This window comes from Halomonas sp. AOP43-D1-4, assembly GCF_052446175.1.
GTDB classification, from domain to species: domain Bacteria; phylum Pseudomonadota; class Gammaproteobacteria; order Pseudomonadales; family Halomonadaceae; genus Vreelandella; species Vreelandella citrativorans.
The window spans coordinates 18,441-33,096 of sequence record NZ_JBQSVY010000007.1 but is presented as its reverse complement, the minus strand read 5'-3'; the positions used below and the strand labels follow the sequence as shown (position 1 = coordinate 33,096).

The 14,656-nt window shown below is 53.7% G+C and carries 13 protein-coding genes; 10 read left to right on the top strand and 3 right to left on the bottom strand.

Annotated elements, in window-relative coordinates; genetic code table 11:
- The first annotated feature begins 20 nt into the window (after positions 1-20).
- The 6 genes from ispH to ACT3RQ_RS08920 all read left to right on the top strand — a co-directional run bounded on the left by ispH (position 21) and on the right by ACT3RQ_RS08920 (position 3,946).
- Complete coding sequence (gene ispH / locus ACT3RQ_RS08945; protein WP_444639782.1) at positions 21-998, top strand: 4-hydroxy-3-methylbut-2-enyl diphosphate reductase; 978 nt, start codon at positions 21-23, stop codon at positions 996-998.
- A 37-nt stretch (positions 999-1,035) separates the two neighbouring features.
- The gene (locus ACT3RQ_RS08940) at positions 1,036-1,440 is read left to right on the top strand and encodes a type IV pilin protein (protein WP_444639784.1); all 405 of its coding nucleotides are present in this window, start codon (positions 1,036-1,038) and stop codon (positions 1,438-1,440) included.
- On the top strand, positions 1,441-1,887 hold the full coding sequence (locus tag ACT3RQ_RS08935; protein WP_444639786.1) for a type IV pilus modification PilV family protein: 447 nt from the start codon (positions 1,441-1,443) through the stop codon (positions 1,885-1,887). It abuts the gene before it with no gap.
- Positions 1,877-2,353, top strand: a complete 477-nt coding sequence (locus ACT3RQ_RS08930; protein ID WP_444639787.1) for a PilW family protein — start codon at positions 1,877-1,879, stop codon at positions 2,351-2,353. Before ACT3RQ_RS08935 ends, ACT3RQ_RS08930 begins: the two co-directional genes overlap by 11 nt.
- On the top strand, positions 2,350-2,859 hold the full coding sequence (locus ACT3RQ_RS08925; protein WP_444639789.1) for a PilX N-terminal domain-containing pilus assembly protein: 510 nt from the start codon (positions 2,350-2,352) through the stop codon (positions 2,857-2,859). The genes ACT3RQ_RS08930 and ACT3RQ_RS08925 overlap by 4 nt, the downstream gene beginning before the upstream one ends.
- Positions 2,860-2,923: 64 nt before the next feature.
- Positions 2,924-3,946, top strand: coding sequence for a tryptophan--tRNA ligase (locus ACT3RQ_RS08920; protein WP_444639790.1), 1,023 nt, complete (start codon positions 2,924-2,926; stop codon positions 3,944-3,946).
- 85 nt (positions 3,947-4,031) lie between these two features.
- Here the strand turns inward: ACT3RQ_RS08920 and ACT3RQ_RS08915 are convergent, their stop codons facing one another.
- Entirely contained in the window at positions 4,032-5,168 is a 1,137-nt protein-coding gene (locus tag ACT3RQ_RS08915; protein ID WP_444622215.1) for a cupin domain-containing protein, read from the bottom strand.
- A 317-nt stretch (positions 5,169-5,485) separates the two neighbouring features.
- Between ACT3RQ_RS08915 and ACT3RQ_RS08910 the strand changes: the two genes are divergently transcribed.
- Entirely contained in the window at positions 5,486-6,475 is a 990-nt protein-coding gene (locus ACT3RQ_RS08910; protein WP_444639792.1) for an IS481 family transposase, read from the top strand.
- On the opposite strand, the gene fumC is transcribed toward ACT3RQ_RS08910, so the two are convergent.
- Positions 6,472-7,929, bottom strand: coding sequence for a class II fumarate hydratase (fumC, locus tag ACT3RQ_RS08905; RefSeq protein WP_193054720.1), 1,458 nt, complete (start codon positions 7,927-7,929; stop codon positions 6,472-6,474). The genes ACT3RQ_RS08910 and fumC overlap by 4 nt on opposite strands.
- Positions 7,930-8,075: 146 nt before the next feature.
- Positions 8,076-9,872, bottom strand: coding sequence for an NAD-dependent malic enzyme (locus ACT3RQ_RS08900; protein ID WP_444639793.1), 1,797 nt, complete (start codon positions 9,870-9,872; stop codon positions 8,076-8,078).
- Positions 9,873-10,497: 625 nt separating this feature from the next.
- Here ACT3RQ_RS08900 and ACT3RQ_RS08895 point away from each other — a divergent pair.
- The 3 genes from ACT3RQ_RS08895 (at position 10,498) to ACT3RQ_RS08885 (ending at position 14,596) form a co-directional block, all read left to right on the top strand.
- The gene (locus tag ACT3RQ_RS08895) at positions 10,498-11,400 is read left to right on the top strand and encodes an AI-2E family transporter (RefSeq protein ID WP_444680348.1); all 903 of its coding nucleotides are present in this window, start codon (positions 10,498-10,500) and stop codon (positions 11,398-11,400) included.
- Positions 11,401-11,539: 139 nt separating this feature from the next.
- Positions 11,540-12,751, top strand: coding sequence for a YeeE/YedE family protein (locus tag ACT3RQ_RS08890; protein ID WP_444640884.1), 1,212 nt, complete (start codon positions 11,540-11,542; stop codon positions 12,749-12,751).
- 168 nt (positions 12,752-12,919) lie between these two features.
- Positions 12,920-14,596, top strand: a complete 1,677-nt coding sequence (locus tag ACT3RQ_RS08885) for an NAD-dependent malic enzyme (protein WP_444622210.1) — start codon at positions 12,920-12,922, stop codon at positions 14,594-14,596.
- Positions 14,597-14,656: the final 60 nt, after the last annotated feature.

Here is a 14,656-nt window from a genome sequence, read left to right as displayed (position 1 = left end):
TAACGCATCAAGGCACTACTATGCAATCGACGCAAGCACAGCCCATACAGATCAAATTGGCCAATCCGCGTGGTTTTTGTGCCGGCGTGGATCGCGCTATAGACATCGTCAACCGTGCACTGGATGTGTTCGGGCCGCCTATCTATGTGCGCCATGAAGTTGTCCACAACCGCTTTGTGGTGGAAACGCTGCGCGAGCGTGGGGCTGTCTTCGTGGAAGAGCTCGACGAAGTGCCGGATGACGTGATCGTCATTTTCTCTGCGCATGGCGTGTCTCAAGCCGTACAGTCCGATGCTGACCGGCGTGGGCTGAAAGTGTTTGATGCCACTTGCCCGCTGGTCACCAAGGTGCATTTGGAAGTCTTGCGCTACGCCAAGCGGGGGCACGAGTGCGTGCTGATTGGGCATGCAGGCCATCCCGAAGTAGAAGGCACCATGGGGCGCTATGACACGGCGCATGGCGGTCGCATCTATCTAGTCGAAGATGAGCAGGACGTTGCCAGCCTGGAGGTCAAGGATCCTTCCAGCCTTGCCTTTGTGACCCAAACAACGCTGTCGATGGATGACACGGCCAAAGTGATTGACGCACTGCGCGAGAGGTTTCCCGAGATCAGTGGGCCGCGTAAAGATGATATTTGTTACGCCACACAAAACCGCCAGGATGCGGTGCGTGAACTGGCCGCGGACAGTGACTTAGTGCTTGTAGTGGGCAGCCCCAATAGTTCCAACTCTAACCGCCTGCGCGAGCTTTCCGAGCGTATGGGAACACCGGCGTACCTGATAGATAATGCCGACCAGATTGAGTCAACGTGGCTTGAAAACGTCGGCCGCATCGGCGTAACGGCGGGTGCCAGTGCCCCGGAAGTGCTGGTGAAAGGCGTAATTGGCAAGCTTCAGTCATTGGGTGCTTCCATGCCAGAAGAGCTAAAAGGCCGCGAAGAGAGCATTACGTTCTCCATGCCCAAAGAGCTGCGCGAGCAGGTAATCGTCAGCAGTTGATGCACTGCGTATGCGGTGGCTGACGCAGGAGCATCACGTGAGGTTTTCGCTTTATCCTTATCCTTTTCGCGCTGGCGACTCGATAGAGCGTCAGCGCGGTTTTACGCTTCTTGAGCTTGTGGTGGTGATGGGCATTCTCGGTCTTATCGCTGGCATGGCTTACCCTGCCTACACCCGCTACCTGCAAACATCCCTGCGCACGGATGCGCATGCGGGGTTAAGGCAGGCGGCGGCTGAACTAGAGCGCTGTCACGCCCGAACCTACACCTACCAGGAGTGTGAGATGTCCCGCCTGTCACCAAGCGGGCATTATCGCCTTGCCTATTCTGAACGCCAGGACGGTCGCTATGTGCTAAGCGCGTCGACTGAGCGAAAAGATGGCTGTGGCCAGGCCATAACGCTCAGTAGTCAAGGTGAACGCTTGCCCGAGACGTGCTGGTAAGTGCGGCGCCAAGAGGGGGTTACTCTGGTTGAGGTGTTAATTGCCTTGGCCTTGCTGGCGTTTGGGCTGATCGGCATCGCCGCCATTCAGCTAACGTCGCTGCAAAGTGCCGCTTCGGGCTACCAATACTCCGTGGCAAGTGTGGCAGCTCTGGATGCACAGGAGCGCGCCTGGGCGCAGTTGGCGGCGAAACAAAACTGCCGACACCTCGCGCTGGCGGGGCTGGAGAGTGACTGGCAGGCCGAGTGGTTTACGCCTTCACAAGCACCGCTTAACGGTGCAACGGGCACGGTTGATAGCGCTTTTGTATCCGGAGGCTGCCAATTGACCGTCTCCATTACGATGCGTGCACGGCCTTCCAATCAAGCGGCTGACCATTTTGACTACGTGTTTACCTTGCCCTTTATTGAAGCGCGCTATGCTGGCGAGGCGCCTAATGCTCAATAAGCGCCAAGGAGGATTTACGCTGGTTGAAATGATGGTCGCGATGGTGATCGGCGCCATTATTATTTTGGGTGCAGGCCAGCTTTTGTTAACTACTGTGACGACCTTTCAGCGCGTCGAGGCCATCAGTCGCGAGCAGGAAGCGCTTGTGTTTGCCGTTCAATCGCTCACCCGCGACATTCGTAAAGGCGAAGCAGGCCAGTATGAGGTCAATGACTCGCTGGTCGATGCGACCACCTGTGCGTTACGTCATAACAGCCAGCCCTTGATAGAAGGACTTTATAAAGGCAATCACGCATGCGACTCGCTTAGGCTGTTTGAGAAAGACGCCGATGGTATAACAGGGCTTTATCGGATAACGCTCCAATTTGCGGGCGAACGCCAAGCGCCGTTTGTATGGCATGTAATGCAGCGTGATCACGTTATCACGCGTCTCACGTCCCTTCCCGCCACGGAGGGCAGCCCATGAAGCATCAGCAGGGTGCAGCGCTGGTGATCGTTATGGCACTTCTTTCTGCCGCGCTGTTGCTGGGCGTAGCGAGTATGCGAACGGCGTTAGTCGATGAGCGCTTGGCGGGTAATTTTCGGGTTGCCGTTCAGGCCCAAATGCTGGACGAGAGCCTGCTGGCTGTCTTGTCGGACCGCCAGTATGCAGCATCGCGGGATGCCTTCTTGAATCGTTTACTAACGTACCCACCAGGCTTCGATATCGGCGATAAGCGACAGTTGCAGAGCGATGACAGTCAGGCGTTGTTGCCACGCCAAGCGCTCAACGCACTGCTTGAGGCATTGCCAATAGCGCAAGCCGAGGGCCAAAGGCGATTATTTGATGATCTCATCATTGATATTGAGCGGCTGGCGGATCAGCGCGTTGCCATCACGGCCAGAAGCGGTGGTGCGTCTGCCAGTACGCACGCTGTTTTTGTGAGGCAAAGCCCGGAAGAAGCAACGTGGCGGCTGGCAGGATTGCGCTGATGGCATTCGCCACGCGTAAATTCGCGCGTTATGATAGAGCTATTTGCCCAAGAGCCTAAACACAATGAGTCAAACTGCTAAAACCCGTGTCTTAACCGGCATTAAAACTACAGGCACCCCGCACTTAGGCAACTATATTGGGGCCATTAAACCGGCGATTGAAGCAAGTCAGGACCCCAATGTGCAGTCGTTCTATTTTTTGGCGGATTACCACGCGCTAATTAGCTGTCAGGATCCAAAGCGCGTGCAAGCGTCGCGCCTGGAAATTGCCGCTACCTGGCTGGCGCTTGGGCTGGATACCGACAACGCCATTTTTTACCGCCAGTCTGATTTGATTGAAGTTCAAGAACTCTCGTGGATGCTTTCCTGCGTGTGTGCCAAGGGCCTGATGAACCGCGCCCACGCCTACAAAGCCGCCGTGGCTGAGAACGAAGAAGCAGGCGACCAGGACGCGGACAAGGGCATCACCATGGGGCTTTTTGGCTACCCGGTATTGATGGCTGCCGATATCCTGATGTTCAACGCCAAAAAGGTGCCGGTAGGGCGCGACCAGATTCAGCATATCGAAATGGCACGTGATATGGCCGGGCGGTTCAACCACCTCTATAAAGGGCAGTACTTTACGCTGCCCGAAGCGGTGGTGAATGAGAAGGTGGAAGTGTTGAAAGGGCTGGACGGGCGCAAAATGTCCAAAAGCTATAACAATACGATTCCGCTGTTCTCACCCGAGAAAAAGCTTCAAAAGCTGGTGCGTAAAATCAAGACCAACTCGCTTGAGCCCGGCGAGCCGAAAGACCCGGATACCTGCACTCTGTTCCAGATATACTCGGCCTTTGCGACCGAAAGCGAAACGTCTGCTCTGCGTGAACAGTACGCCGCCGGTATTGGCTGGGGCGATGCTAAAAATCAGGTATTTGAGTATATCAATGCGCACCTGAGCGAACCCCGCGAGCGCTACAATGCGCTAATGGATGACCCTGCCCATATTGAAGCGGTGCTGCAAAAAGGTGCTCAGCGTGCTCGGGAGGAGGCCGCGATAACCATGGATAAACTGCGCTCAGCGGTCGGCCTTGGGCGTTTTATCTGATGGATGATTAACGCACACTTTTGAGTGTGAGAAAAGCCAGCCTCAAAGAGGCTGGCTAGCGGTTTTCAATGACTGCCCAACCGTATTACTTCACTACCGGGCAACGCTCGCGGCGCAGTGACTTCATTAGTGTGTCATCGACGTCCAGGTGGCCTTGAACAATGCTGGCGGGTGTCAGCGCCAGCCATTGATTCAGTGAGACATCGCGGTAGTCGCCCTTGTTGAATACGTTGAGAACATACACTGGCTCGTCACCGATATTCTCAATGTAGTGCGCCAGGTTCTTCGGCACATAGCCGACGTCGCCGGGGCCGTAGTTAAAAGTACGCGCATTGCTGACAGCATTGAACACGGTCATGCGCGCCTGGCCAGACAGGTAGTACTGAATTTCATCAGCATCCGGGTGCCAGTGAATTTCTCGCATGCCGCCGGGCTCAAGCTTAATCATCAACATCGCCATGGTCGTGACGTCGAAACTTTTCGAATCGATGATTTTGGTCGCGCCGCCTTGCCATGTGTTTTCAGGAATATCGCCTCCCCGGAACACATATTTGCCTGTCATGTTACCAGCGCCGAGCTCTTCGCGAACCTGCTCAATGGGCGCTGGCTGTGGCTGACGGAAAATATACTTTTCAGACGGCGGGATGTTGTCGAAGGCACTTTCCGGAACACCGAAGTTCTTGGCCAGCACCTCTTTCGGCATATGTGCGAAGAGCTCTGTGACGAGCAGTGTCTCGTTTTCGGAGAAGTTACCGTCATTGAAGATCAGCACGAATTCGGTACCTTCTTCAAGACCCTGAATGGCATGTGGAACGCCTGCGGGGGCAAACCAGAGATCACCTGGCCCGAGATCTTCAACCAGCGTTTGACGGTTTTCGTCAACCAGGTAGAAACGCACGCGGCCTTCCGTTACATAGGCCCATTCGGCTTCTTTATGCCAATGGAGCTCACGAATAACACCAGGGCCAAGGCGCATATTAACGATAGCGAGTTCTTCCAAAGCCGGGCACTCGCGCAGCGTCACTTCCCGCGCCCAGCCGCCGTCTTCAAGACGGTTATGAGCCATGGCGAACGGAAACTTCAGGTTCGGGATCCCGGCATTGTCGGTTTCTGGAGGCAGGAAGATATCTGGGTTCATTTTATCCAGAACAACATTACGTGGGCCTGGGTCGTCAGCGCCCTGGGTTCCGCGAATGGGCTGAGGTACGTCTTTATCAGTCATGGCTTTGCTCCTGTATTTACTTACAACGTATTGGTCAATGTAGTTATTGTTACAGTTGAAGTGGATAACAGCCGGGTGATGCTATTCAGAAATTAAACGAACTCCTCACTCTCCTTCGCGCTATATAACCGTACGGCCAGAGCATCAAACTCCAGGTTCGATATGTCTGCTTTAGAAACGTTATCATTGAACTTTAAAGATAAAGTGGTGTGCTATTTTTCTTAGGTGTTGGGTTCCGGATGATCAAATGAGCTATAGGAGTTATCCTTTGCTGGCAGCCAGAGAGCTTCTACAGCAATTCATCCGGGAGCAGGTTCATGGACATCAAGCTGCATAAGCAGGCGACCACGACACCGAAAATCCGTGCCGAGATCCAGGCAGCACCCGCCAGCATCACGGATAGCGAGTTGGCCCGTCAGTATGGCGTATCCGACTCGACCATACGCCGCTGGCGATACCGCGACGATGTCCATGACCGGCCGCATACACGCCACAACCTGCTGGCCACGCTCACTACCGAGCAGGAAGACGTGCTGATCGCCGCCCGCGAATTCCTTCGTCTCGGCCTGGATGACCTCCTCGTCGTGGCACGTGAGTTCCTGAATCCTCGGTTGTCACGCTCCGGCTTGCACCGCATGCTCAAGCGGCGTGAGGTGCCAACGCTGGCGAACCTGGCACGGCAGGATGCCGGCGATGACGCGAGACCTCGGCACAAGCCGTTCAAGGACTACGAGCCCGGGTACGTGCATATCGACATCAAGCACCTGCCCCAGATGCCTGACGAGCAGCAGAAACGCTACCTGTACGTGGCCATCGATCGGGCAACGCGCTGGGTGTATCTGGAAGTCAGACACAGCCAGTCCGCGAAGGATGCACGGGCGTTCATGAAGCGAGTGGAAGAGAAGAGCCCCTTCAAGATTCAGACAGTGCTGACCGACAACGGTAAGTCCTTCACGGATCGCTTCACAAGGGCCGGTGAACGTAAGCCTAGCGGCCGCCACCCGTTCGACCAGGAGTGCCAGGCCCATGGTATCGACCATCGCCTGATCAAGCCGGGAAGGCCGCAGACGAACGGTGTGGTAGAACGGTTCAACGGCCGCATCAGCGACGTGCTGGCCACTCGACGGTATACCTCAGGCGAGGACCTGGAACAGACGCTAAAGCGGTACTGTTGGCTGTACAATCACCATATCCCGCAGAAGGCGCTGCATCATCAATCACCGATCGCGGCGATGAAGGAGTGGCAGGCCAAGCGACCTGAGTTATTTACCAAACGGGTTGTCAATCACGCGGGACCCGACACTTAGGCACCTGCAAGTCCACTGCCAACCATATCTAGCGGCTTAATAGTCTTGTCGAAGAGTTCGGCACTAACCTTGCCTGAAGCCAAGGCAGCATCACGCAGGCTTGTGCCGTCCGCGATTGCCTTTTCGGCTATGTGCGCTGCATTTTGATAACCGATCACGGGCGATAGAGCCGTTACTAGCATCACACTTCCTGCGACGTATTCTTTGATTTTCTTCTCGTTCAGTTCCGTGCCTTCCACAGAAAACTCACAAAATCTACCGCATCCATCGGCGATAATCCGGGCAGAATGCAAAAAGTTATTGATGATCACAGGCCGCATGGCGTTAAGTTCGAAGTTGCCTTGGCTGCCAGCGACGGAAACAGCTGTATCGTTGCCCATTACCTGGATAGCAATCATGACGATTGCTTCGCACTGGGTTGGATTAACCTTTCCAGGCATGATAGAAGAGCCAGGTTCGTTGGACGGCAAGGTGAGTTCGGCGAAGCCGCAACGCGGTCCAGAAGCCAGCCAGCGCATGTCGTTGGCAATCTTCATTAACGCTACTGCAAGCCCACGAAGTGCTGCATGTGCTCGGACCATTGCATCCAACGAGCCTTGTGCGGTGAACTTGTTAGGTGCTGTAATGAAAGGCTTGAAAGTCAGTTCGGCGATTTTTGCAGCAACGTCGACGGCAAAGCCTTTAGGCGCATTCAGGCCAGTGCCAACGGCCGTTCCACCGACAGCCAGCTCGTAGAGCCCCGAGCGGCTGGCCTCAATGTCAGCAATTGCTGCTCTAATCTGCCCGGCCCAACCGTGCCATTCCTGGCCAACCGTTAAAGGGACAGCATCTTCCAGGTGCGTACGTCCAATTTTTACTACGTCCATCCAGCGGTTGGCTTTGCTCTCAATCGTCTCCACAAGCTTTGTTACTTGGGGCAACAGTACCTCATCAATCGCGAATACTGAGGCGATGTGCATGGCGGTAGGAAATGTATCGTTTGACGACTGGCCCATATTGACGTCGTCGTTTGGAGCAACGGGTTGCTGAGAACCGATGCTACCGCCAAGAAGCTGAATTGCCCGGTTCGAAAGTACCTCATTAACATTCATGTTCGACTGAGTACCAGATCCTGTCTGCCAGACATACAGCGGGAAGTGGGCGTCGAGCTTACCGGTGATCGCCTCATCAGCGGCATGAATGATTGCGTCGCGCTTAGTGTCAGACAATCGACCAGCCGCCGCATTTACCATAGCGCATGCCTTTTTCACGTATCCATAGGCGTGATATACCTCTTTTGGCATTAAATCATCACCAATATTAAAGTGAATCAGCGAGCGCTGAGTCTGGGCACCCCAGTAACGATCCGCCGGCACGTCGACACTTCCCATAGAATCGAATTCAGAACGTGTGCCGTCGGCCTCAATGCCAATGGGGAGATCACGTAAGGCATCTGCTTGATTATTCGTCGTCATAGCTTATTATCCTGTATACAAAGATATAAAAGCGTAGCTGTCGTTGGAATGGGGGGAGACGCTGATGGCGTCATTGAAATATCGTCAGCGACAATGAACTGACAGCCTGCCCCCTATGTGAAGGTAGACTGTCAGTTCGCACTACTTTAATCAGCTTCCACAGGGTTATAGACTGGCCACCACTGAGCCTCACGTACGGCTTCCACAGGGTCCGAAAGATCCTTGGCGCGCACCAGCCCTTGACTCTGAGCAACCCGAATTACTTCCACAGCGACTGCACTGGATGTGGTGCGCAGCTCTGCATTCGATGGTAGAAGCGAAGCGCCGGGCTTATCTTCAGGACCTTGGCCCGCGACCGCTTGCGCGGCAGCAAAAATCATTTCATCCGTAATCTTGGCCACGCGTCCAACAATGGCGCCAAAGCCCAACCCAGGATAGAGAGCTGCATTATTAGCCTGGCCAATGACATAGTTGACACCCTTGTACTGCACGTCATCGAAGGGAGCGCCGGTGGCGACAAGTACCTTGCCGTCTGTCCACTCTATGAGATGAGCAGGAGTTGCTTCATGCAGTAAGGTGGGATTAGAAAGCGGAAAGATGATGGGCCTCTCAGCATTGGACGCCATGTCACGGACGATGCTTTCGGTAAATCGGCCTGGGGTCGTCGACGTTCCAATAAGGATAGTTGGCTTCACTTCGGAGACTACCGCCGCAAGGTCGATAATTCCGCTAGCGGCAGCGCGTGCTGCGCGTAGAGCCTCCATTGCAGGCCAGCGACTTTCGTCGGCCGGAATTGGCTCACAGGGTGTGCGTTTCCAATTAGTGACTTCATCAAGGGGCCGCGCATATGGACGCTGGAAATCAAGTAGGCCGTCCGTCATGTCGTCAGTAAGCAAGCCAGGAAGGTCCACCAACCAAATTTTACGAGTCGCCTCTTCTTTAGATACTCCGTGGCGAACCATTTGGTCCCGAATCTGATCTGCAATGCCGCACCCTGCTGTACCAGACCCTACGACTACAACGCGTTGTTCATTCCAGGGGTTTCCTGTGCGTTCTACCGCGTTTAGTAGACCTGCGAGTACGATTGCGCCCGTACCCTGCATGTCATCATTGAACGTTGGCAGCTTATCTCGATGACGCGCCAGAATGCGGCGTGCATTGGTGGAACCGAAGTCTTCCCAGTGCAACATTGCTTTAGGGAACAACTTATGCGCTGCGGCCGCATAGGCGTCCACAAAATCATCATACTGCTTGCCTCGTATACGACCATGGCGGTACCCAACATACTGGGGGGCATTCAACAATTTCTCATTGTCAGTCCCTACATCCAGTATCACCGGCACCACTCGGTGCGGATCTACGCCAGCAGCTGCAGTGTAAACAGCCAACTTACCAATAGAAATATCGATGCCGTTGGCCCCCCAATCACCGATACCAAGGATTTCCTCGGCATCAGATGCCACAAGCAAATCAATGTCATTCGCGCCTGCACCGAAGGCCGCAAGTTTCTCCTCGATTTTTTCTGGCTCATTGATTGAAAGGAAGATCCCACGTGGCCGGTGCATGATCTCACTAAAGTTCTCAATTGCCTCACCAACGATAGGGTCATAGACGATGGGAAGCATTTCCATCATATGACGTTGAAGGAGAGCATAAAATATTGTCACGTTGTCATCATGGAGATCCCACATATATATATGTTTTGCGAGATCAGTAGGTGCCGCGCTATAGGCCGCATAAGCGCGGATGAGTTGCGGTTCAAGTTCAGTAGTAATAATTGGGGGAAGCAGCCCGTTAAGACCAAGTGCGTCACGCTCACTCTGACTAAACGATGTTCCCTTATTTAAAGATGGGTCGCGAAGTACTGCGTACCCACGTGCTGCTGTTGTAATGCGCGTGCGACCAGAGCTATCTTTCGATATGTTGGCTTGCCTGCTAAACATTATAACTCTCCGTTTAATCGTTGCGACCCATCGTCGCTTTTTTCGCCAAAAGCCTGTAGTACAGGCGTTATTAGTTACCCATTATCTGATCTTGATAGTTCTTGTGATAGTTCTTGTAATGGTTGTTGCTCATGAATAACTTCTTTTTAAACTGCTTAAGAGGTCATTAATGATACTTATCAATGTAGATTAGCTTATGAAAAAAACAATATAAAAGTTAGGATGATTTGACGCTTTTTATGGATAGGTATGAGAGAAACAAATAAGCCTTTAATATTAATATTGTTTTATAAAAAATATTGCTTATTTATTTTTAAAGTGATGGATGCAGCTTCTAAGTGAGCAACAAAACAGTCATCATGGAGTGGGTGGCGGAGCCCCGTGGTGCTTCGCCATCAGTTCGCTCATCATCTCAACACTGGAAGTCAAGCCGCTTCACGGATGCATGTTGAATTTTATGAAAAACTGTTGGCGCACTGCCCTCTTGATCAGATGGCATTCTCAGCGTCCTTGAAATTCGTGTTTTCCACCTCGGGAAGACATGGTTGAATGCTGGCGATGCTAAAAACCAGGTGTTTGAGTATATCAATGCGCAACTGAGCGAACCCTGCGAGCGCTACAATGCGTGGTGGGCGCCTGTGTTTTGCAAAGCTGCATGACGCCACTACTAAACCGCGGCGTGCCGCGTTGGCTATCGTTGCTTATTGTGTTGGTAGTGTTGTGCGGTGGATTGGGATTCATGAGCTGGGGGTTCGGGGCACAGATTGCAGCTGAAATGGAGTCGCTTACGACCATGCTGCCTGAGGCGTGGGAACAACTACGAGAACGTCTTGAAGATTCGCAGTTGGCGCCTTTGATCGATAATGCCGTGGAAAATGCGGGAAGCATCATGCAAGGCGGTGTGTCTCAGGTCGGCATGATCGTGGTTTCAATGGGCGGCAGTATTATCAATTTGTTCGTGTTGATTGTTGGGATGGTCTATTTTGCGGCTCAGCCGGACTTATACCGCCGTGGTCTTTTATTACTGGCACCGGTTAAAAGCCGTCCGCGCTTGGGCGAGGCGTTGGATGCGAGTGGTAAGGCATTGCGCTATTGGCTAGGTGGCCAGTTAGTCGCCATGACGGTAACGGGCGTACTGGTGGGTATCAGCATGTGGCTGCTGGGCGTGCCAGCGCCATTAGGGCTGGGACTAGTTGCCGGTCTTCTGGACTTTGTACCGTTGGTCGGCCCCATTGCCGCCGCTATTCCTGCCCTGCTGTTGGCGTATACGGTCAGCCCTGAGACGGCGCTCTTCGTACTGATGGCTTACGTTATTATTCAGCAGATTGAAGGTAATATTTTGCAGCCCTTGGTGCAGCAGCGTGCCGTCAGCCTGCCACCGGCGCTATTGTTGTTTGCGCTCCTTGCAAGCAGCACGTTGTTTGGCTTACCTGGCGTTATTTTGGCCGCACCCTTGGCGGTTGTTTTATTCGTAATGGTGAATCGTCTCTATGTGGCGCATGAAGACGACGATAAAAAAGAGCCGTAATTCTTCGTTAGCCCTGTAACGATTAGCCATAAATGATTTACCCCCTGTTGGCTGGGCGGTAAGCTTATAACGATTATCCACATCGACCAGAGCGCCTGTCTATCCACGGGCGCTTTTGGCGTTACCTATAGGTGAATTTATGTCGACGACGGCTGCCGCGACTCCGGCCAGTTATCGGGTACCACTACTGGCGACTGCGGCGATTGTATTAGGAGCGCTAATGATTGGCGTCATATTTGGCGCTAATACCGGTTTGCTAATGATTGTAGGCGGTCTGCTGGGCATGGTGTTGTATCACGCTGCCTTTGGGTTTACCTCTGCCTGGCGCGTGTTTATTACCGAGCGCCGCGGCCGCGGGCTGCGTGCGCAAATGGTGATGCTGGCCATTGCCGTGGTGCTGTTTTTCCCAGCGCTGGGTGCCGGTACATTGTTTGGTACTCCGGTGAGTGGTTTTGTCTCCCCTATCGGCATTTCCGTGCTGGTGGGCGCGTTTCTTTTCGGGATTGGTATGCAGTTAGGCGGCGGGTGCGCTTCAGGCACGCTGTTTACGGCGGGTGGCGGTAATGCCCGTATGTTGATTACGCTTGTCTTCTTTATCATCGGTTCGGTAATTGGCTCGGCGCATTTTGCGTGGTGGCAGCGTTTGCCAGCGTTTGAGCCGATATCGTTGATTGATATTGCAGGTACGACGGGCGGTATCGCCATCAGCCTGGTACTGTTTGTGGCGATTGCGGTGTTTACGCTCGTGATGGAAAAGCGTCGTCATGGTCAACTTGAACAGGTACCCATGGTTGAGAAACCCGCTACTCTGCGTTGGTTAAGCGGGCCTTGGCCGTTATTGGCGGGTGCCGTGGCCTTGGCGCTGCTGAATTTCGCAACGCTTGCGCTAGCTGGTCGCCCGTGGGGCATTACGTCGGCCTTCGCGCTTTGGGGAGCCAAGGTATATGAATTGTTCGGCGGTAGCGTAACGGGTTGGGGATATTGGCAGGCGCCAGGTAATGCGGCGGCGCTTGACGCTAGCGTGTGGAGTGATATGACGACGGTCATGAACGTCGGTATTATGTTGGGCGCTTTAATGGCTGCACATTTGGCCGGTCGGTTTGCGCCTAATTTTAGAATCCCTCTGCGCTCGGTGGTGGCTGCGGTAATTGGTGGCTTAATGCTGGGTTATGGCGCGCGCCTGGCGTTTGGTTGCAACATCGGTGCTTACTTCAGTGGTATCGCCTCGGGTAGCTTGCACGGTTGGGTGTGGTTGGTGGCTGCCTTTGCGGGCAATATTGTCGGTGTGAAGCTGCGTCCGTTGTTCTTTACCGGTGAAGTAGGGCGCCAGCCAACGGCAAAAACCTGCTAATTATAACGTATTGATTTTCAGCTGCCCCGGCAAATGTCGGGGCATTTTTTTGGCTAGAGAAGTATGACTGTGCCACCTTTGTCGTAGTGACATGGTACATTATGTCGATAAACCGTAAACGCTTGAAATTGCTGCGATGCAGCGGTAATGGAAAAGAAGAGAGCCCCTATGACGACGAGTAAGCGCCCCTTATATATTCCTTACGCCGGTCCTTCCTTACTTGAAATGCCGCTATTGAACAAAGGCAGCGCGTTTACTCAAGAGGAGCGTTTGGCGTTTAACTTGATTGGTTTGCTGCCGCAAAATGTCGAAACCATTGATGATCAGCTAGAGCGCGCTTATCGGCAGTACCAGCAGTGCAATAGCGATCTTGAGCGCCATATTTATTTGCGCGCCATTCAAGACGACAACGAAACGCTCTACTTCCGCTTGGTATCTGAGCATCTTGAAGAGATGCTGCCGATCATCTATACGCCAACCGTTGGCCAGGCATGTCAGGAATTTTCCAATATTTATCGCAATCACCGGGGCTTGTTTATCGGCTATCAGGACCGCGATCATCTGGACGATATTCTGCGCAGCGCCACTAAGGATAACGTTAAAGTTATCGTAGTCACTGACGGCGAACGTATTTTAGGGCTGGGTGACCAGGGGATCGGTGGTATGGGGATTCCCATTGGTAAGCTGGCGCTTTATACCGCCTGTGGCGGTATTAGTCCGGCCCATACGCTACCCATCGTGATTGATGTAGGCACTAATAATCAGGCGCTGCTGGATGACCCCATGTACATGGGCTGGCGCCATAAACGCGTGGGTCAGGAAGAGTACAACGCCTTTATGGCAGCGTTCATCTCAGCGCTGAAGCGCCGCTGGCCGAATGTTTTGCTACAGTTTGAAGATTTTGCCCAAGCCAACGCCGTACCGCTGCTTGAGCGCTATCGCAACGAGTTGTGCTGCTTTAACGATGATGTTCAGGGTACGGCATCCGTTGTCGTGGGAACGCTCATGGCAGCCTGTCAGGCGCGTGAAGAGAGCATTGCCCAGCAACGCGTGGTGTTCGTTGGCGGTGGTTCAGCCGGCTGTGGTATCGCTGAGCAGGTCGTGGTGGCCATGGAGGCCGAAGGTCTCTCCGAACATGAAGCGCGTGCGCGTATTTTTGTTGTCGACCGCGAAGGCTTGATGACGACGGATCAAGAGTGGCAGCGCGATTTTCAGCGCCGTTTGGCCCACGATCCTGCGCTGGTCGCGGATTGGAATGGCCAAGGGTTGGAAGAAACCATTGCCCAGATGAAGCCGACTATTCTGGTCGGTGTTTGCGGTCAGCGTGGGATATTCACCGAGCAAGTGGTTAAAACCATGCATGCAGGCTGCGAGCACCCGGTGATTATGCCGCTCTCTAATCCAACGTCTCAGGCAGAAGCTGTTCCTGACGATGTGATCCGCTGGACCGACGGCCAAGCACTGGTCGCCACCGGTAGTCCGTTTACTCCTGTGGTATATAACGGGCGCACATACCCCATTGCCCAGTGCAACAACGCGTATATCTTCCCGGGCATCGGGTTGGGCGTCATTGCTTCGAATGCAAATCGGGTGACCGATGAGATGTTGATGAGCGCGTCTCGTGCGCTGGCGCGTGAAGCACCCATCGTTAAAGAGGGTAAAGGTGCGCTGTTACCGCCGCTTTCGCGTATTCGTGAAATCAGCCAGTCGATTGCCTTTGAAGTAGCCGCCACTGCTCAGCATAACGGCGTTGCGCTAACGACCAGCGGCACCAAACTGCGCGAAGACATCGAGAAAGCAAGCTGGTCACCTGAGTATCGTACCTATCGCCGCCGCGCCGTTTAAACGAGCGCTCATAAAAAACCCCCACCGAGGTGGGGGCATACAAGCATTGGTAGGTATTAC

Bases quoted from the DNA above. Each gene is read 5' to 3' on its own strand.
- ispH (WP_444639782.1), top strand. From the start codon at position 21: ATGCAATCGACGCAAGCACAGCCCATACAGATCAAATTGGCCAATCCG.
- ACT3RQ_RS08930 (WP_444639787.1), top strand. From the start codon at position 1,877: ATGCTCAATAAGCGCCAAGGAGGATTTACGCTGGTTGAAATGATGGTC.
- ACT3RQ_RS08925 (WP_444639789.1), top strand. From the start codon at position 2,350: ATGAAGCATCAGCAGGGTGCAGCGCTGGTGATCGTTATGGCACTTCTT.
- ACT3RQ_RS08920 (WP_444639790.1), top strand. From the start codon at position 2,924: ATGAGTCAAACTGCTAAAACCCGTGTCTTAACCGGCATTAAAACTACA.
- ACT3RQ_RS08915 (WP_444622215.1), bottom strand. From the start codon at position 5,168: ATGACTGATAAAGACGTACCTCAGCCCATTCGCGGAACCCAGGGCGCT.
- ACT3RQ_RS08910 (WP_444639792.1), top strand. From the start codon at position 5,486: ATGGACATCAAGCTGCATAAGCAGGCGACCACGACACCGAAAATCCGT.
- fumC (WP_193054720.1), bottom strand. From the start codon at position 7,929: ATGACGACGAATAATCAAGCAGATGCCTTACGTGATCTCCCCATTGGC.
- ACT3RQ_RS08900 (WP_444639793.1), bottom strand. From the start codon at position 9,872: ATGTTTAGCAGGCAAGCCAACATATCGAAAGATAGCTCTGGTCGCACG.
- ACT3RQ_RS08890 (WP_444640884.1), top strand. From the start codon at position 11,540: ATGTCGACGACGGCTGCCGCGACTCCGGCCAGTTATCGGGTACCACTA.
- ACT3RQ_RS08885 (WP_444622210.1), top strand. From the start codon at position 12,920: ATGACGACGAGTAAGCGCCCCTTATATATTCCTTACGCCGGTCCTTCC.